The following is a 17,434-nucleotide window of genomic DNA, read 5'->3' on the forward strand; positions in this document are numbered from 1 at the left end:
GTCGTGGAAGGTCCGGGGCCACACGCGCCGCTCGCCGAGGGGGCGGGGTTCGGCGAGCGGCGGGGACGTCGGGACGGCCGCTTCGCGCATGGCCGTACTGGTGGGCGAAGGGGAGTTGGGGGATGTCGGCGAGGCCCTCCGGGCGGGGTCGCACGGAACCCTCGCGGGCGAAGCGGGCGTAGGCGTTGAGGCCGGGGAGCGGGGCGGTGAGCCGGTCGTGGAAGGTCCGGGGCCACACGCGCCGCTCGCCGAGGGGGCGGGGTTCGGCGAGCGGCGGGGACGTCGGGACGGCCGCTTCGCGCATGGCCGTACTGGTGTCGGTGGTCGACTCGGACTGCTGCGTCATCGAGGAGGCTCCCATCGCTGAGCGTCGTCGCGGAGATCGTCGAAGATCGACCTCAAGGACATCAACGCGCGTTGCACGTGTGGCAGTTCCAACGGCGAGGGTGACGTGAGGCATTCCGCGCGTTCCACATCGGTTCGGCCCAGCAGCGCCCCGGTGGACAGCCGTACGCGCAGCGCGCCCAGATCGTCGCCGAAACGGTGGCCGCCCGGCGCGGGCATGCCGAGCCGGGCGGTGAGGAACTCCTCCAGGTCCTGCGCGTCGCCCACTCCCTGCGGGGTGAGCGCGTGGCGCAACGGCCCGAGATCGACGTACAGATGACGTCCCGCCTGCGGCGGCCGGGAGAACGCGCCCGCCCCGGTGACGGCGGCGTGCACGGCGACGGCCACGCGCGCGTGCAGGCGTACGGCGGCGTCGCGGCGGGCGAGGACGGGCGGGGGTTCGCCGAGGGCGTGGCCGGCCGCGGCGGCGACCGGTGCGGCGACACGGGCGCCGAGTGCGGTGAGGACGTCGAGCACGCGCGCGCGTAGCGCCCGCCCGGCGCGGTCGGCGGGGAAGCGGGCGACGGCGGCCGGCCAGCCGGACGGGAGGAGCGCGCCGGCCAGGTCGGTGACGACGGTGACCCGGTCGGGCAGCATCTCGGCGGGGCTGAGCAGCACGGTGCCGCGCGGTGCGTGCAGGGTGTCGCGCCAGGTCTCGTCGCTGACCAGGTGCAGCCCCTCGGCCGCGGCGGCCTCCACGGCCTCGTGCATGACCTCGGGCGGCGCGACGGTCGCGGTGGGGTCGTCGGCGACGGAGAGCACGAGCAGCCGCGGGTCGCCGCCCTCGTCCCGGACCCGGCGCACGGTCTCCAGCAGGGCGTACGGATCGGGCACCCCGCCGCACTCGGCCGGGGTGCCCACATGGAACACGGATCTGCCCAACAGGCGCGCGTACGGCGCCCACCAGGCGGCGCAGGGTCTGGGCACCAGGACGTCACCGCCGAGCGCGGCGGTCAGCGCGACCAGCAGCGCGGGGGCACCCGGGGCGGCGGCCACGTGGGCGGGTTCGGCGGGCAGCCCCCGGCGTTCGAAGTAGCCGCTCGCGGTGTCGAGCAGTGCGGGGGCACCACCGACGGGCTGTTCCTCAGTACGGCTCGCGGCGGCGGCGAGCACGGCGGCCAGTTCCGGCAGCACGGGCAGCCCGTCGTCGGGAAACACCGGACCGTAGCGCACAGGCCCCTGGCCTACCGCGTCCGCCTGCCGCATCGTGCCTCCGCGCAGTCCCTCGTGCAGTGCCGTGCCGTGTCCCGATCGCGCGCTCAGTGTCCCGGCGTCCGCCTGCGCAGCCGGTACACGGCGCCACCGAGGGCACCCGCGATCAGTACACCACCGGCGACCAGAGCCGGAACGGAGTCGGTGAAGGTACCGCCCTCCCCCGCCCGCACCCCGCGCTGGATCGCGGCGGGCACATCACCACAGGCATCCCCCCGAGGCTCCTGACAGGGTGGCTGCCCACCCCCGCGCTCGATGCTGAAGGTCGCGTTCCAGGGCCTCCCCTGTCCGCCGGGCGGCGCGGGACAGGTCCCGTCGACCGTCCACGCGGAGTCCCGCTCGACCCCGTCCGTGGAGATCCGCGCGGTCCCCCGGTAAGCGGCTCCGGCAGCCCGGTCGTCGTTGCCGGGCACGCGTTGCAGCTGGACGGTCCCCTCGTCGAACCCCTGGGACGTGGCGTCGATGGTCTCGGCCACGGTCCCCCCGATCGCCTCGCAGGTGACGGAAACGGTGACGCTCCCACCCGCCCGCACGCTGCTCGGACTGACCTCGGCGCCCGGATCAGCGGCCAGAGCGGGCCCGGCGGCGCCGACAAGCGCGACGACGGACAGAGCAAGGGCGGTGCGACGCATGAGCGGGTCTCCTTAGACCGAGGACGACGGCACCACCATCGAAGCCCGGTCCGGTCAACACCGCGCGCGGCCAAGCCCCATTAGCGGGACGTGAGGGGCCGAGCGAGTGAAATTCAGGCCAGCTGGGGCGCCCCTTCAGGGGCGCGGGGCTGTATCAATTTGCGGCTCCGCCGCGTGGGCGCGACCAGCCACAACGGACCCGCACCCAACAACTAAGCCGCATCCTCCAGAACCTGCTGCCGAATCCGCCGGCAACACCGACTGATCAACCGAGACACATGCATCTGCGAAATCCCGAACCGCTCAGCAATCCGACTCTGCGTCATGTCCCCGAAGAACCGCAGGTACAAGATCTCCCGCTCCCGCTGAGGCAACGCGGCCAGCCGAGGCTTAACGGCCTCCCGGTCAACGACGACGTCCAACGCCGGATCAGCAGCCCCGAGAACATCGCTCAGCGAATACCCGTCCGAACCGCCGGAGGCAACCGCGTCGAGCGACAACGCACTGAAACTCTCCAACGCCTCAAGCCCGACCCGCACCTCCCCCTCGGAGAGCCCCGCATGCACGGCGATCTCCCCCACGGTGGGCCGCCGCCCCGGCACGGTCTGGGCAAGCTCCTGCCCGGCGACCCGAACCCGGTTCCGCAGATCCTGCACCCGCCGAGGCACATGCAACGTCCACATGTGATCCCGGAAGTGCCGTTTGATCTCGCCGGTGATCGTCGGCACGGCATAGCTCTCGAACGCGTTGCCACGCTCGGGGTCGTACCGGTCGACGGCCTTCACCAGCCCGAGGGCAGCGACCTGGCGTAAGTCCTCGCTGCTCTCACCCCGGTTGCGGAACCGCCCCGCGAGCCGGTCGGCCATGGGCAGCCACGCCTCGACGATGCGTTCGCGGACGGTGTCGTGCTGCGGGCCGGGAGGCAGCGCGGCCAGCGTGCGGAACGCCTCCGCGGTGTCGGGGGCGTCATGGTGGGAATGGCGTTTCGTGAGCGGGCTCGTGCTCGTACGCGTGCTCGTGCGAGAAGGCCGAGTGGGCATGGTGCGTCACAACTCCCTTGAGCATGCTCCGGGTTGGACGGTCACCGTCGGTGGGAACGCGTTTGCGATCCAGCGCTGAGAGTTCGCCTGCCCCCGACCTCAAGGCACAAACACACCCCACCTCAGTCCCGCTCGCGTGCCCCCTGCCGGGTACGGCCGGGGGCCACGAGGCGCCGCGGATGGCGGCGCAGATACTCGCCCTCCAGTCCGGCCATACGGTCGTTGTGGGCGCGCAGCGCGTCGTTCGAGCCGTACAGCAGGGTGTCGTGGCGCGTGCGGTGGATGGTCTCCAGCTCCTTCATGAGCTGAGCATCGTCCAGGCGCGCAGGGTCGACTCCGGTCATGGTGTGCCCCGCTCGTCGAGTCTCACGGTCCTGAGTCCACTCTACGAACATTCCGGCCCCACAGCCTCCGCACGGAGGGAGCTATCGCGCGCGCTCCACCCGCCGCTCGTCCCACACCGGCTCGGTCGTCTCCCGGACCTTGCCGTCGCTGCCGAAGACCAGATACCGGTCGAAGGAGCGGGCGAACCACCGGTCGTGCGTGACGGAGAGCACCGTCCCGTCGAACGCCTCAAGCCCCTCCTGAAGGGCTTCCGCGGACTCGAGATCGAGGTTGTCGGTCGGCTCGTCGAGGAGAAGAGCGGTGACTCCCTGGAGTTCCAGCAGCAGGATCTGGAAGCGCGCCTGCTGCCCGCCGGAGAGCCGGTCGAAGCTCTGCTCGGCCTGACCGGTCAGCTCGTAGCGGCGCAGTCGGGACATGGCGGGGCCCTGGGCCTGCGCGTGCTCCTTCCACAGGATGTCGAGGAGGGTGCGGCCCTGGAGTTCGGGGTGGGCGTGGGTCTGCGCGAAGTGGCCGGGCACGACACGTGCGCCGAGCTTCCACTCCCCCGTGTGCTTCACCTCCTCGCCGGCGAGGAGGCGCAGGAAGTGGGACTTGCCCGAGCCGTTGGAGCCGAGGACGGCGACCCGTTCGCCGTAGAAGACCTCCAGGTCGAAGGGCTTCATCAAACCGGTGAGTTCAAGTCCCTTGCAGGTCACGGCCCTTACGCCCGTACGGCCGCCCTTGATGCGCATGGTGATGTCCTGCTCGCGCGGGGGCTCCGGGGGCGGGCCCGCCTCCTCGAACTTGCGCAGGCGGGTCTGGGCCGCGGCGTAGCGGGACGCCAACTCGTGGCTGATGGAGGCCGCCTGACGGAGGTTCAGGACGAGCTTCTTCAGCTGGGCGTGCTTCTCGTCCCAGCGGCGGCGCAACTCCTCGAAACGGGCGAAGCGTTCGCGCCGGGCCTCGTGGTAGGTGGCGAAGCCGGCGCCGTGCACCCAGGCGTCGGCGCCGGTGGGCGAGGGTTCCACGGAGACGATCTTCTCGGCGGCGCGGGCGAGGAGTTCACGGTCGTGGGAGACGAACAGGACCGTCTTGCGGGTCTCCTTGAGCCGCTCCTCCAGCCAGCGCTTTCCGGGCACGTCGAGGTAGTTGTCGGGCTCGTCCAGGAGCAGCACCTCTTCGCTGCCGCGCAGCAGCGCCTCCAGCACGAGCCGCTTCTGCTCACCACCGGAGAGCGTGCCGACCTGCCGGAACTGCACCTTGTCGTACGGCACTCCCAGCGCGGCCATGGTGCACATGTCCCACAGGGTCTCGAACTCGTAGCCGTGCACCTCGGCCCAGTCGGACAGGGCCTGGGCGTAGGCGAGTTGGGCCGCCTCGTCGTCGACGGTCATGATGCCGTGCTCGGCCTTGTCGACCTCGGCCGCGACCTCGCGGATGCGCGGCGGGGCGACCGACACGAGCAGGTCTCGTACGGTCGTCTCGTCGCGTACGGAGCCCACGAACTGGCGCATCACGCCCAGGCCGCCGCTCACGGTGACCGTGCCGCCGTGCGGTTTCAGTTCGCCGGAGATCAGCCGCAGCAGGGTCGTCTTCCCGGCGCCGTTGGGCCCGACCAGGGCGACCACGGCGCCTTCGCCGACCCGGAAGGACACATCGCCGAGCAGCGGCCTCCCGTCGGGGAGGTAGTACTCGAGGTGTGCGGCTTCCAGATGTCCCATGACCACGCATTCTGTGGGGCGGCCTCGCGGACCGGCAAACCCTTATTGTGCCCGCCGAAACCGCACCAGGGTTTCGCTAGGGCTTCTGGTCCTCGTCGAGCGGCTGGCCGGTCGGGCCGCCGTCCGTGTCCGGTCCGGCTGTCTCGACCAGGGCACCTTCCCAGGACAGGGCCTTCCAGCCGTCGGCCGGGGAGCCGTCCAGGATGACGATGCCGGTGTTGTCGAGGGGGCGGGCGGCGGCGAAGGTCACGTCGATGTTGTCGGCGCGGGCGGACGTCCACATCCGGATCGCGGCGCCGTGGCTGATCATGGCGACGGTGCGGGCGCCGCTGTCCACGGCCTCCGCGATCACGCCGTCGTAGCGGGCGAGGGCCTCGGCGCCGCTCTCGCCGCCCGGCATCCGCAGCTCCGTGTCCCCGGCGGCCCACGCGAACACGATCCGCATGTACTCGTGGCCGGGCTCGGTGTCGCCGGGCAGCATCTCCAGGTCACCGGCGGTGAGCTCGCGGATACCGTCGCGGACGCGTACGTCGAGGCCGCGGGCGGCGGCCAGCGGGGCCGCGGTGTGCTGGGTGCGGATCAGGGTGGAGGCGTAGAGGGCCTCGATGTCCTCGTCGGCGAGGGCCTCGGGAAGGGCGGCTGCCTGGCGGCGGCCCAGGTCGGTCAGCTCCGCGCCGGGGACGGCCGTGTCGAGGAGGTAGGCCACGTTGGCCGTCGTCTGGCCGTGGCGTATGAGGAGCAGGCGCATGCGGGGGTCCTCCGATGGAACGGTCCATCCACGGTCCGGACGGAACGGGCCGCCGACGGTCGGAACGAAGCGGTCCGCCGGCGATGGAAGACGGTGGAAACGGTCCGCCGACGGTCCGCCGGGCAGCAAACGGCCATTTCAGGGTACCCGGCACCGCATGAGCCCTGACGTCGACCTCACGGTCCCCCTCCCCGGCCGCCACGCCCTGCGCGAGTGGCTGCTCTCCCTCGACTCGCGCCTCTTCGAGGTGGCCGCCGACCGGAACTGGCCCGCCGGCGAGCCCGTGCTGCCGCGGCTGAGCCGGAGTGCCAACCACGGCGTGCTGTGGTTCGCCACGGCCGCCGCGGTGGCCGCGAGCCGTACTCCGCGGGCCCGCCGGGCCGCCGCCCGGGGCATCGCCTCCCTGTCCCTGGCCTCGCTGGCCATCAACACGATCGGCAAGCGGACCGTGCGCCGCCCCCGTCCCGTCCTGGACCCGGTCCCGCTGGGCCGGCAGCTGAAGCGGCAGCCGATCACCACGTCGTTCCCGTCCGGTCACGCGGCGTCGGCGGCGGCCTTCGCGACCGGTGTGGCCCTGGAGTCCCCGGCCTGGGGTGCCGTGGTCGCCCCGATCGCGTTCTCGGTCGCCATGTCCCGCGTCTACACCGGCGTCCACTTCCCGAGCGACGTGCTGGCGGGCGCCGCCCTGGGCGCGTGCGCGGCGTTCGCGGTGCGCGGCATGGTGCCGACCCGCGGACAGATCGTGCCGCCGGCCCGCGCCCGCGCCGAGGTCCCGGCGCTGGAGGACGGCCAGGGCCTGGTCATGGTGGTCAACTCGGCGTCGGGCAGCGCCGACCGGGCCGACGCGCTGACCGACTTCCTGCCCGGCGCGGAGGTCGTCGCCTGCCAACCGGCGGACATACAGGCCGAGTTGGAGAAGGCGGCGGCCCGCGCCCAGGTCCTCGGGGTGTGCGGCGGCGACGGCACGGTGAACGCGGCGGCCCAGGTGGCCCTGCGCCACGGCCTGCCCCTCGCGGTCCTCCCGGGCGGCACGCTCAACCACTTCGCCTACGACCTCGGCGTGGAGGGCCCGCGCGACTTGAGCAAGGCGATCAAGCAGGGCGACGCCGTACGCGTGGACGTCGGCCGGTTCACGTCCGGCGCCACCCGGGGCATCTTCCTCAACACCCTGAGCCTGGGCGTCTATCCGGAGCTGGTGCGCGAGCGGGAGCGCTGGGCGCCCCGGATCGGCGGCTGGCCGGCGGGTGTACTCGCGGCGCTGTGGGTGCTGCGCGCGGACCGGCATCCGCTGGAGGCCGAACTGGGCGGCCGTACCCGCCCGTTGTGGCTGCTGTTCGCCGGCAACGGCACCTATCACCGGATGGGGATCGCCTCCGGCCGTCGTGTCGACCTGGCGGACGGGCGTCTCGACATCCGGCTCGTGCACGGCGGCAGGAGGCCCGCGCTGCGTCTGCTCGCGGCGGCCCTCGCGGGCCCGTTCACCCGCTCCCCCGCCCACGCGGCGGCCCAGGTGCACCGCCTGCGCCTGAGCGGCCTGGCGCCGGGCACGCTGCTCGCCTACGACGGTGAAGTCACGGACGTGGAGGGTGAGTTGGCGCTGGACGAGCAGCCCGAGGCACTGACGGTGTACCGCCCGCTGACGGAGTCCCTGATCGCCCGTCAGTCCACATCGTAAAACGTGGGTCTCATTATTCGGCATGCGCGCGTACCTTCAGGTGTACGACGAAGAAGCCGCCGCGAAGGGGTAGGTAGAGCCATGCCGAAGCCGCAGGAGACCGCCGTCTACACGCACGGGCACCACGAGTCCGTGCTGCGTTCGCACACCCAGCGGACCGCCGCCAACTCCGCGGCCTACCTGCTCGGTTCGCTCAAGCCGCACATGCGGATCCTGGACATCGGCTGCGGCCCGGGCACCATCACCGCCGACCTGGCGGCGCTGGTCCCGGACGGTCATGTCACCGGTGTCGACCGTGAGCCGGGCATCCTGGACCAGGCCCGGGCCACCGCCGCTCAACGCGGCCTGACGAACGTGGACTTCGCGGTCGCCGACGTCCACGCGCTGGACTACCCGGACAACACGTTCTGTGTGGTCCACGCCCATCAGGTGCTCCAGCACGTCGGCGATCCGGTGCAGGCGCTGCGGGAGATGGTGCGGGTGACCAAGCCGACCGGGTTCATCGCCGTCCGCGACGCGGACTACGCGGCGATGACCTGGTATCCCCTGGTGCCGGGGCTGGACGACTGGCTGGACCTGTACCGGCGGGTGGCCCGCGCCAACGGCGGCGAGCCGGACGCCGGACGCCGTCTCAAATCGTGGGCGCTGGAGGCGGGGCTGACGGACGTCACGGCCACCTCCAGCACCTGGACGTTCCACACTCCGGACGAGCGGGCCTGGTGGAGCGGCCTGTGGGCGGACCGTACCGTCGCCTCCTCGTACGCGGGGGTCGCGACCGAGGGCGGCCATGCGACCCCCGAGGAGCTGGGCGCCGTAGCGGAGGCGTGGCGGGAGTGGGGGAAGCAGGAGGACGGCTGGTTCGCCGTGCTGCACGGGGAGATCCTCGGCCGCAAGGACGTCTGATCCGCGGGTTCCGGGGAACTCGGCGGTCAGGAGGTTACACACTATGGTTCCGATCCTGATCGTCCTTCTGCTGGCGCTGGTCCTGTTCGGTGCCGGTTTCGCTGTGAAGATCCTCTGGTGGGTGGCGCTGATCGTGCTCGCCGTGTGGCTGCTCGGCTTCCTGGTGCGCGGCACCTCGGCGGGCGGCGGCAGGGGACGCTGGTACCGCTGGTAGCGGGCCACCCCGCACTCCGCAGACATCGGGCCCGTGCCCGCCGGGAGACCGGCGGGCACGGGCCCCTGGCGGCGAGCGCGTTCAGCGCACGACGGCCGTCTCCACCAGCAGCCGCCCGGCCGCCGCGATCGACTCCGCGTCGACGCCGGCCGCGTGCAGCTGCTCGGCCGGGTTCGCCGAGCCGGGCATGGTACGTACGGCGAGACGGACCAGGCGCGGCACCGGCCGGCCGTCGAGGAAGGCGTCGAGCACCGCGTCCCCGAGGCCGCCCTCGGGGTGGTGGTCCTCGACGGTGAGCAGACAGCCGGTGTCCTCGGCGGCCTGGCGCAGGGTCTCCCGGTCGACGGGCTTGACCGAGTACAGGTCGATCACCCGCACCTGGATGCCCTCGCGGTCCAGCGCGTCGGCGGCGGCCAGCGCCTCGTGCACGGTCACCCCGGCGGCCACGACCGTCAGCCGGTCCCGGCTGGAGAACCGCAGTACCTTGCTGCCGCCGACCGGGAACTCCTCGTCGGGGCCGTACACGACCGGCCCGGCGCCCCGCGAGGTCCGCAGATAGCGCACGCCGTCCAGGCCGGCCATCGTGGCGACGAGCCGGGCGGTCTGGTTGGCGTCGCACGGGTACAGCACGGTCGAGCCGTGTACCGCGCGCATCATCGCCAGGTCCTCCAAGCCCATCTGCGAGGGCCCGTCCTGCCCGATGGACACCCCCGCGTGCGAGCCGACCAGGTTGATCCCCGCGCCACTGACGGCGGCCATCCGGATGAAGTCGTACGCGCGCGTGAAGAACGCCGCGAACGTGGAGGCGTACGGCACCCAGCCGCGCGCCGCCAACCCGACGGCGGCGCCGACCAGTTGCTGCTCGGCGATGTAGCACTCGAAGTAGCGGTCGGGGTGCTCCTTGGCGAAGAGCTCGGCGCGCGTGGAGTCCCCGACCTCGCCGTCGAGCGCCACGACGTCCCCGCGCGCGGAACCGAGCGCGGCGAGGGCCTGCCCGAAGGCGTCGCGGGTGGGGACGTCGTCGCCCCGGTCGTAGCGCGGCAGCTCCAGGTGGTCGGCGCGTACCGAGTGCAGCGCGCGGGCGGCGAGGGGTTCGCGCACCCGGACGCGGAGGTCGCGTCGGCCGCCGAGTTCGGTGATCGCCGCCTCCGCGTCCGGCAGCGGCTTGCCGTGCAATCCTTCGCGGTCCTGGACGGAGGCGACGCCCTTGCCCTTGAGGGTGCGGGCGAGGATCGCGGTGGGCTGCCCGCGCGTGGACGCGGCCTCGCCGTACGCGCGGTCCACGGCGTCCACGTCATGTCCGTCGACCTCGACCGTGTGCCAGCCGAAGGCCTGGAACCGGCGGGCGTACGCGTCGAGGTCGTGCCCGTGCCGGGTCGGGCCGCGCTGCCCGAGCCGGTTGACGTCGACGATCAGGGTGAGGTTGTCGAGGTGTTCGTACACCGCGTGCTCGGCGGCCTCCCACACCGAGCCCTCGGCCAGCTCGCTGTCCCCGCACAGCACCCACACGCGGTACCCGGTGCGCTCCAGGCGCTTGCCGGACAGGGCGATGCCGACGCCGACCGGGAGTCCCTGGCCGAGCGAGCCGGTGGCGGTCTCGACCCAGGGGAGCCGCTGCGGGGTGGGATGCCCTTCGAGACGGCTGTCCAGCATGCGGAAGGTGAGCAGTTCGGCGTCGTCGACGGCGCCGGCGGCCTTGTAGGCGGCGTAGAGCAGAGGTGAGGCGTGTCCCTTGGAGAGGACGAAGTGGTCGTTGCCGGGGTGGGCGGGGCGGTCGAAGTCGTAGCGGAGGTGGTGGGCGAGCAGGACGGCCATCAGGTCGGCGGCCGACATGGAGGACGTGGGGTGTCCGGAGCCCGCCGCGTCGGCGGCCCGCACACTGTCCACGCGCAGTTGCTGTCCGAGTTCGACGAGTTCGCCGGTGTCCATGAGGCTCCTTCGGGGGGTGTTCCTGCGAGGCATTCCGCGTCCCCCTGATCAAGCCGCCCAAACACGTGCCGAACGCTCACCGGGTTCGTCCGAAAGGATCACCACGGCCCGCCCGCCCCAACTAGGCTCGTCCGCATGGAGATTCTGGGAGCCACGCTGCGTATCTGCGTCGACGACCTGGAGACCGCCGTCCCCTTCTACGAACGGCTCGCGGGCGCCTCGGCGCTCCGTTTCGAGCGCGGCGGGGTGTCGGTGGCCGCGGTCGGTTTCTTCCTGCTGATGAGCGGGCCCGAGGCGGAGTTGGAGGTGTTGCGCAAGGTCGCGGCGACGATCGCCGTCAAGGACGTCGACGAAGCGCACACGCTCCTCACGGAACTCGGTGCCCGGGTCATCGTGGGCCCGCAGGCGACACCGGTGGGACGCAATCTGATCGCGGTACATCCGGACGGGACGGTGTACGAGTACGTGGACCGGCGGGGCTGACCGGCCGGTCCACAGTTCGTCTCAGGGCGTTTCCGGCCGCATCCGGAAGTCGTAGCGCGTCGGCAGTGGTTCGTCGGTGAGACGGGACCACAGCCGACCGATCGACTCGGCGCCCTCGCGCAGGTCGGCGACCTCGAAGCCGTCGGCGAAGATCGCCCACGCGTCGTCGCGCCGCCCTTCCGCGAGCAGCAACTCGGCCTGGAGCAGCAGGAATCGGCCACGTTCCCGGGTTCCGGGGTGCAGCATCTCCCACACCGCCCGGGCATCCGCCGTCCGCCGCACCCGCAGCAACGCCTCGACGGCCTCCCGCCCGAGGGCGGCCGTCGCGGCGGTCCACCGCTCCCCCGCGTCCCGCCGCTCGTGACACAGATCGGCGAAGGCCTCGTTGTACCGGTCCGCGGCCCGCTCGTGGTTCCCCGCCTCCTGATCGGCTACGGCGAGACAGCGCAGCAACGGCCAGAGGGACGGGGCGAGTTCGAGGGCCCGCTCCCAACTGCGCACCGCCTGCGCCCGATCGCCGGCGTGCCACTGCGCGACGCCTAGGTGGTACTCGGTGAGCGGGGTCGCGGGCGCGGTCTCCAGCATGTCCCGCCAGTGCGAGGCGACCAGCGTCTCCCCGGGCGGCCGGACCCGGCGCGGCTCGGGCAGGACTCCGGTGCGCAGGAGTTCGGCCCAGGGCGCCTGGGCCTCGCCGAGCATGGACTCCTCGAAGGGCGTGCCGGGCAACTTCCAGTCGGTGCGCAGGACTTCGAGCGCGCCCCAGCCGGAGCCGGTCGCGAGGATCTCACCGGGTTCGGTGTCGGCGTACGGCTTCCAGGCGGTGTAGGCGGCGTCCAGGTCGGCGCGGGGCAGGGCGGTTTCGAGCCGTGCCTCGACACCGTCCACGACGGTGGACCACTCCCCCTCCGCCTCGGCGTCCAGCGGCCCGTACGCCTCCAGCCAGGACACCTCGCCCTCCGGGTCGAGCCGCACATGCTCCAACTGGGTGCGGGCCAGGCCCGCTTGGATCTCGCAGTAGCCGCCGGTCCCCGGCTCGGTGAGCCACTCCTGCCAGCGCCGGCCGCCACTGCCGGTGCCCCACACGAACAGCTTGCGGCCCCGCAGCACGTCGGTGGACGTCTGCACCAGCCCGTGCCCGTCCGCGTCGAGCGCGGCGATCCAGCTCCGCCGCCCGTTCGGCAGCTCGTAGAAGTAGTCGGCGGCGTAAGGGCTGTTGAGGGGATAGGACCGGTCCACTCCGTCGTACGACGGCACGGACACCCGGCGCAGCCGCCGCTCGTAGCCGAAGTGCCAGGCCTCCTCCGCCGGGGCGAGGACCCGGCGTTCCTCCGGCACGGCGATGTTGGACCACCAGTAGGTGGGCGCGGGCCGCTCGTGCGGGTTGCGGACGCGGACGCCGACGTGGAGGAAGTCGGAGCCGTCCGGGAGCCAGAGGTCGACCTGGAAGGGGAGGTCGCGCAGGCGTTCCCACTCCCACAGGCGGAGCATCTCGCCGCCGTCGGGGGCGGGGACGCGGGCGGCGTGCAGGGGTGCGCAGGAGAGGGGGGTGTGGCCGGTGGCGCCGATGTTCCATTCGATGCCGCCGGAGAACCAGGCGCCGTTGAGGGCGAAGTTGGCGGGCTGCAACACCGGGTTGCGGTACAGGAGTTCGCGGTCGGTGGGCTTGCGGACGAGGGAGGCGATACGGCCGCCGAGGGAGGGGAGCACGGTGGCGCGCAGCCGGTCGTTCTCGATCACGAGGGCGTCGATGCGGCGGGGTGTGCGGTCTCTGTCGTAGCCGTCCCGGACGCGGGTCGGCAGCAGGCTGCGGAGGGGTTCGTAGCCGACCTGGCGGGCCATGTCGCGCGGAAGGTCCTCGCGGTCGCGGTCGTCTATGCGGTGTGCCTCGTCGAGCGGACGCAGTGGGGGCAGCGGGTTGTCGGGACCCAACTCCGCGGCGGGGAGCGTCAGTACCTCACGTCGGATCGTCGTCACGATCACCATGGAACCCGGCAACGGGTGCGGTGGCCAGGGGCATTGCCAGTCAGGATTCCGCAAAGACGGGGCCCGCGGGGAGCGGGCGGAAAAATCCGCGTGCGGTCGCCGCTCGCCGACGTACAGTCGGGCCGTTCGACGACAGGGACCGAGGAGTGGAACGGCTGATGAGCGAGCGGCACACGTACCGGGTGATCGTCCGGGGCACCTGGGACGCGCTGACGGACGAGGCGCGGCAGCGGCTGCTGGGCGAGGCTGCGGAGCACGGGATGCTGAGCATGCGGTTCACCGAGGAGGGCTCGCTCAGTTACGAACCGGCGCCGCTCAAGCACTTCTCGTGGCGGTATGTCGTGGTGTCGGACGCGGCGGACGGTGACGAGATGGCGGCCGCGCTCGCGGAGGACCGCGCCGAGACCGCGCTGAAGGGCCTCGGCTACAGCTTCCGTGACCTGAAGTCGACGGTCACGGATCTCGACACGATGAAGGTCAACCGGAAGTCCGCATCTCGGCGGTGATCGCCCAGCGCTCGTGGTCCCGCCACGCGCCGTCGATGTAGATCATGTTCGGCGAGAAGCCCTCCAGCCGGAACCCGCAGCTGCGGGCGAGGGCGATCGACGGGGCGTTGGTGGGCTGCACGTTGATTTCGAGCCGGTGCAGCCGCATCGGCCCGAAGGCGTGCCCCACCACGAGGTTCATCCCCTCGCGCATCAGCCCGCGCCCGGCCGCGTGCGCGAAGGCGCCGTATCCCAGCGCACCGCACTGGAAGCCGCCCTCGACGATGTTGTTGATGTTGATGAATCCGGCGATGCCCCCGCCGTCCAGCTCGCACACGAGGAACCCGGCCTTGGCCGGATCCTGGATCAGCCGTCGTGCGTAGGCGGTGTACGCCTCCCCGCTCGCCGGCGGGAACAGCCACGGCTGGTGCAGATCCTTGCTCTCCCGGGCACGCGCGGTGAACTCGGCACCGTCCTCATAGCTGAAGTGACGTATCCCCACGCGGGGGCCCTCGGCAAGATAACGGGATGCGGTGTGCGGCATCCCGTCACCCTAATCGGGGCTAGCGCCGCCGTCGCATGAAATACCACCCGCACAGGGCGCCGATGACCGCCGTGCCCAGCAGCGCCATCCACAGAGGCATGGTGACCTCGGGGATCAGCAGGCGGATCTTGGTGGCGCGGGTGTTCTCGAAGATGAAGATCAGGGCGATCACGGCCAGCAGCAGCACGCTGATCCGCGCAGGTGTCATCACCCGGCCCTTCTCACCACCCTTTACGCGGCCCTCAGAGGTCTTCGGACTCATACGACCAGGATGGGCCGCCTCTCCCCGCCTCGCGCGCCGAGCGCCACCGCTCACCACGCGAGGCGGGCCGAACGGGTGACCGACAGCACCCTCACCACGGGCCTCAGCCCCTTGTCGCCCTCGAATCGACCGAATCCCCGTTGAGCTGCCCCTGCCCCGTAAACGGAATATCACGGATCGAATTCGGTATCGACATTCCTCCGCCTGAGTTTATTTCGGGATATGCAGGCACGAACGCATTGACGGATAAAAGATCCCTCCCTAATCTGAGCCTTCCCATGCTTGTGAATTAATCGGGGGGACCGATGCCGGACTGTCAGCCGATCATCGATGAAATCGCCGGACTGAAGCAAGAGCGCGCCGATCTTCAGGAAGACCTCCGAGGTGTTCCCCGTGAGCCGCGCCCCGGTCCGTCACAGAAGCAGGCAATCGTGGCTCAGATCAAGAAAGTCACGAGTAAAATAGCGGAGAAGGAGGGGGAACTCCGTGTCTGCCTGGGGCTGCCCGCACCGTTACCTCCGGTGATCTGCCCATTGGTGGGTGCCACCGCTTCACTGGCATCCAACAATCCGGCGTTTCCCGGCCCTTTCGCCCCGCCGCTCACAGTGAGTCTCACCTTCAGCGGGCCTCAGCGTTCGCGAGTGGATCTGTCGGCGATCTCATTCCGGATCGGCCCGGTCTCCATACCCGGGACACCGTGCTCGGATCTCATCTCCGTCAATGTTCCCGCCGCCGGAGGCACGTATGACCCGGTCCTGGGAGAGATCTCCATTCCCGTCACGGCAACGGTGAATCATGCGCTCTCCGGCGGCTTTCTGAACATCTGCGCTCTCGCGCCCGCCGCGCCCTCGACAGCCGCCAGCCCTTTGACGACCGGCACCCTTCCCTCAGGGGTCTCGGGGTCGATCTCGGGCGTACCCCTGTCGAAACCGGCGGGGACCCTGACCCTGGTCGCCTCGGGTGTGCTGGCCGGCGGCCCCTCCCAGATCGCGGGCACCGCCATCGACCTCACGATCAGCGGCACCCTCAACCCACAGCCCTGACCGGGTGAGGGTCAGTCCCCCACCACCGGGAGCTCCAGCACCCCGGTGTCGCTCGGCGAGCTGACCACCGTCACCGGCGTGATCCCCCGGTTCCCGGTGTACGCGTCGTCGCTCGCCGCGATCACGAACCGGAGCCTGTGCCCCTTCGCGTACCGGTGCACGATTCCCGGCAGGGTCACCGTGAAGCTCTTCGTGACGTCCGGTACGCGGACGGGGGCGACCAACCGGTGGACCAGCGTCTGGGTGCCGTCGGGGGCGACATCGTAGAGCTTGGCGAAGAGGACCAGCTTGTCGGCGGCGTCGCCGGAGTTCTGGACGCGCCGCGCCTTCGGCGAGACGACCTTGAGCGTCGCCCTGGGAGCGCCTACGACATCCGTTGTCCGCGTCAGGGGTTCGCTGGTCCAGCCCAGGTACGTGCCCGTCGTGTCGTACGGCCCCGGGTCCGGCAGGCCGATCGTCCCGCTCAGCGAGCTCTCCGAATGGCTCGCGGGGACGAGCCAGTTGGCGTAGCCACGGCTGCCGCGCGCCACCTTCGCCCGGTTGTCGACCAGCTTGCCGTCTCCCGAGAGGTAGAACTTCTCGTCGAGCGCCGGGAGTTGGTTCGCCGTGGCGTAGGTGTCGACCGGGTCCGTGATCCAGTCGCGGTAGTACGCGAACGCCGGTCCCGTGTCCGTGTCCGTCCGCCGGAGCAGATAGCGGTCGAACCAGGCCAGGATGCGCCGGCCGACATAGCTCGACTCCAAGTCGCCCTTGCTCAGGTCGAGTTCACCGGCGGCCGGGTCGGTCATCCCGCCGCTGTGTCCCCACGACTGCCAGATCATCTTGGCGGTCGTCCCCCGCGCCTTCAGCGTCTTGTACGTCGCCGTCGCCTCGTTGAGGTTGAACAGGCTGTCGGCCTGTCCCTGGACGAGCAGCGTCGGTGCCTTCACGCGGTTCAGATACGACACCGGCGAGACGCTGTGCGCGTACGCGAGCAGGTCCGCCGTCGCCTTGGCGGGATAGCTCCCGGAGTTCAGCGTGCGGATTATGGCGCAGGCCTTGCTGACGAAGTGCAGACAGGTGAGGGAGTTGATCCGGGTCGGGTCGAGGCTCGGTACGGTCAGGGGCTGGGTCTCGCCGATGAGGTAGAAGCCGTTGGTCCACTGCCACTTGAAGGCGCCGGGCACGGTGCCGCTGCCGCTCGCGTTGTTCGGGTCGAGCGAGTACGCCAGGTCGTTCCAGGTGATCAGGGGGACGAGCGCGTCGACCCGGTGGTCCACGGCCGCCGTCGCCAGCTGGATCGCGCCGCCGTATGATCCGCCGATCATCCCGACGCGCGGGTCGCCCTTCGCGTCGAGGGTCACGAAGTCGGCCCTGGTCCCGTCGTCGGCGGCGCGCGTGCCCGCCAGGAAGTCGATCAGCCCCGACGCGGCCCTCCCGTCGATGTCCGGGTCGTCGAGGGAGATCAGACACCCCGACCCGCCGAAGCCCAGCCCGGAGTAGACGAGCCCGACATAGCCGCGCTGCGCGAAGGCCTTGCCGATGGCGTCGGTCGAGCCGTCCGACTTGCTGCCGCCGAAGCCGTTGGTCGCCAGCACGGCGGGCGCCGGGTGGGCGCGGTCCACGCCCGCGGGCCGGTACAGGTCGGCGTCGACCGTGCAGTCACGACCGCCCGCGGGGACGGTGAACTTCAGTGCGGTGACGGTGTATTGGTCCGCGGCCGCGGCGGGACGGCCCAGGACGAGCGGGGCGGTGAGGGTGAGCGGGGCGGTGAGAGTGAGAGCCAGCGCGGCGCGGATTCCAGGCGCACGACGGGACACAGGGACCTCCACACTGAGGACAACCCGACTGGGGGAACAGCGACTTACCGACT

The 17,434-nt window shown here is 71.4% G+C and carries 17 protein-coding genes and 1 pseudogene; 6 read left to right on the top strand and 12 right to left on the bottom strand.

Features of this window, described 5'->3' with window-relative positions; translation table 11 throughout:
- The 7 genes and pseudogenes from ACNFOC_RS19950 to ACNFOC_RS19980 all read right to left on the bottom strand — a co-directional run.
- Positions 1-346 (bottom strand): annotated as a pseudogene (locus ACNFOC_RS19950) (hypothetical protein); the annotation flags it as partial.
- Positions 343-1,590 carry an aminotransferase class I/II-fold pyridoxal phosphate-dependent enzyme gene (locus tag ACNFOC_RS19955; protein WP_416960440.1) on the bottom strand — a complete coding sequence of 416 codons (1,248 nt, stop codon included), beginning with the start codon at positions 1,588-1,590 and terminating at the stop codon, positions 343-345. The gene ACNFOC_RS19955 and the pseudogene ACNFOC_RS19950, both read right to left, overlap by 4 nt.
- A gap of 53 nt (positions 1,591-1,643) precedes the next feature.
- Positions 1,644-2,228, bottom strand: coding sequence for a hypothetical protein (locus ACNFOC_RS19960; protein ID WP_416960441.1), 585 nt, complete (start codon positions 2,226-2,228; stop codon positions 1,644-1,646).
- Between the two features lie 212 nt (positions 2,229-2,440).
- Entirely contained in the window at positions 2,441-3,268 is an 828-nt protein-coding gene (locus ACNFOC_RS19965; protein WP_416960442.1) for an RNA polymerase sigma factor SigF, read from the bottom strand.
- A 122-nt stretch (positions 3,269-3,390) separates the two neighbouring features.
- Positions 3,391-3,663 (bottom strand): DUF6158 family protein, encoded by a 273-nt coding sequence (locus ACNFOC_RS19970; protein ID WP_398851038.1) that lies wholly within the window; start codon positions 3,661-3,663, stop codon positions 3,391-3,393.
- Between the two features lie 30 nt (positions 3,664-3,693).
- Positions 3,694-5,313: an ABC-F family ATP-binding cassette domain-containing protein gene (locus ACNFOC_RS19975; protein ID WP_416960443.1), complete on the bottom strand. Its 1,620-nt coding sequence runs from the start codon at positions 5,311-5,313 to the stop codon at positions 3,694-3,696.
- A 76-nt stretch (positions 5,314-5,389) separates the two neighbouring features.
- Positions 5,390-6,061, bottom strand: a complete 672-nt coding sequence (locus tag ACNFOC_RS19980) for a histidine phosphatase family protein (protein WP_416960444.1) — start codon at positions 6,059-6,061, stop codon at positions 5,390-5,392.
- Between the two features lie 157 nt (positions 6,062-6,218).
- Between ACNFOC_RS19980 and ACNFOC_RS19985 the strand changes: the two genes are divergently transcribed.
- From ACNFOC_RS19985 to ACNFOC_RS19995, 3 genes are all read left to right on the top strand, one after another.
- Positions 6,219-7,736 (top strand): bifunctional phosphatase PAP2/diacylglycerol kinase family protein, encoded by a 1,518-nt coding sequence (locus ACNFOC_RS19985; protein ID WP_416960445.1) that lies wholly within the window; start codon positions 6,219-6,221, stop codon positions 7,734-7,736.
- Positions 7,737-7,817: 81 nt separating this feature from the next.
- Positions 7,818-8,639, top strand: a complete 822-nt coding sequence (locus ACNFOC_RS19990; RefSeq protein ID WP_416960446.1) for a class I SAM-dependent methyltransferase — start codon at positions 7,818-7,820, stop codon at positions 8,637-8,639.
- Positions 8,640-8,682: 43 nt separating this feature from the next.
- Positions 8,683-8,853 carry a hypothetical protein gene (locus ACNFOC_RS19995; RefSeq protein WP_033279348.1) on the top strand — a complete coding sequence of 57 codons (171 nt, stop codon included), beginning with the start codon at positions 8,683-8,685 and terminating at the stop codon, positions 8,851-8,853.
- Between the two features lie 81 nt (positions 8,854-8,934).
- Here ACNFOC_RS19995 and ACNFOC_RS20000 read toward each other — a convergent pair whose 3' ends face one another.
- Entirely contained in the window at positions 8,935-10,782 is a 1,848-nt protein-coding gene (locus tag ACNFOC_RS20000; RefSeq protein ID WP_416960447.1) for a transketolase, read from the bottom strand.
- A 135-nt stretch (positions 10,783-10,917) separates the two neighbouring features.
- Here ACNFOC_RS20000 and ACNFOC_RS20005 point away from each other — a divergent pair, with 135 nt between their 5' ends.
- Positions 10,918-11,265 (top strand): VOC family protein, encoded by a 348-nt coding sequence (locus ACNFOC_RS20005; protein ID WP_416960448.1) that lies wholly within the window; start codon positions 10,918-10,920, stop codon positions 11,263-11,265.
- A 21-nt stretch (positions 11,266-11,286) separates the two neighbouring features.
- On the opposite strand, the gene ACNFOC_RS20010 is transcribed toward ACNFOC_RS20005, so the two are convergent.
- A complete protein-coding gene (locus tag ACNFOC_RS20010; RefSeq protein ID WP_416960449.1) occupies positions 11,287-13,248 on the bottom strand; it encodes a DUF5107 domain-containing protein in 1,962 nt (653 codons plus the stop codon).
- Between the two features lie 158 nt (positions 13,249-13,406).
- Here ACNFOC_RS20010 and ACNFOC_RS20015 point away from each other — a divergent pair, with 158 nt between their 5' ends.
- The gene (locus tag ACNFOC_RS20015; RefSeq protein WP_416960450.1) at positions 13,407-13,754 is read left to right on the top strand and encodes a DUF6204 family protein; all 348 of its coding nucleotides are present in this window, start codon (positions 13,407-13,409) and stop codon (positions 13,752-13,754) included.
- Here the strand turns inward: ACNFOC_RS20015 and ACNFOC_RS20020 are convergent.
- Positions 13,726-14,277 carry a GNAT family N-acetyltransferase gene (locus tag ACNFOC_RS20020; RefSeq protein WP_416960451.1) on the bottom strand — a complete coding sequence of 184 codons (552 nt, stop codon included), beginning with the start codon at positions 14,275-14,277 and terminating at the stop codon, positions 13,726-13,728. The genes ACNFOC_RS20015 and ACNFOC_RS20020 overlap by 29 nt on opposite strands.
- 19 nt (positions 14,278-14,296) lie before the next feature.
- Positions 14,297-14,539 carry a lipopolysaccharide assembly protein LapA domain-containing protein gene (locus tag ACNFOC_RS20025; protein ID WP_416960452.1) on the bottom strand — a complete coding sequence of 81 codons (243 nt, stop codon included), beginning with the start codon at positions 14,537-14,539 and terminating at the stop codon, positions 14,297-14,299.
- Between the two features lie 305 nt (positions 14,540-14,844).
- Here ACNFOC_RS20025 and ACNFOC_RS20030 point away from each other — a divergent pair, with 305 nt between their 5' ends.
- Positions 14,845-15,582, top strand: a complete 738-nt coding sequence (locus ACNFOC_RS20030) for a hypothetical protein (RefSeq protein WP_416960453.1) — start codon at positions 14,845-14,847, stop codon at positions 15,580-15,582.
- An 11-nt stretch (positions 15,583-15,593) separates the two neighbouring features.
- Here the strand turns inward: ACNFOC_RS20030 and ACNFOC_RS20035 are convergent, their stop codons facing one another.
- On the bottom strand, positions 15,594-17,381 hold the full coding sequence (locus ACNFOC_RS20035) for a CocE/NonD family hydrolase (RefSeq protein WP_416960454.1): 1,788 nt from the start codon (positions 17,379-17,381) through the stop codon (positions 15,594-15,596).
- Positions 17,382-17,434 lie beyond the last annotated feature (53 nt).

This window comes from Streptomyces colwelliae, assembly GCF_048158785.1.
Lineage (GTDB): Bacteria > Actinomycetota > Actinomycetes > Streptomycetales > Streptomycetaceae > Streptomyces.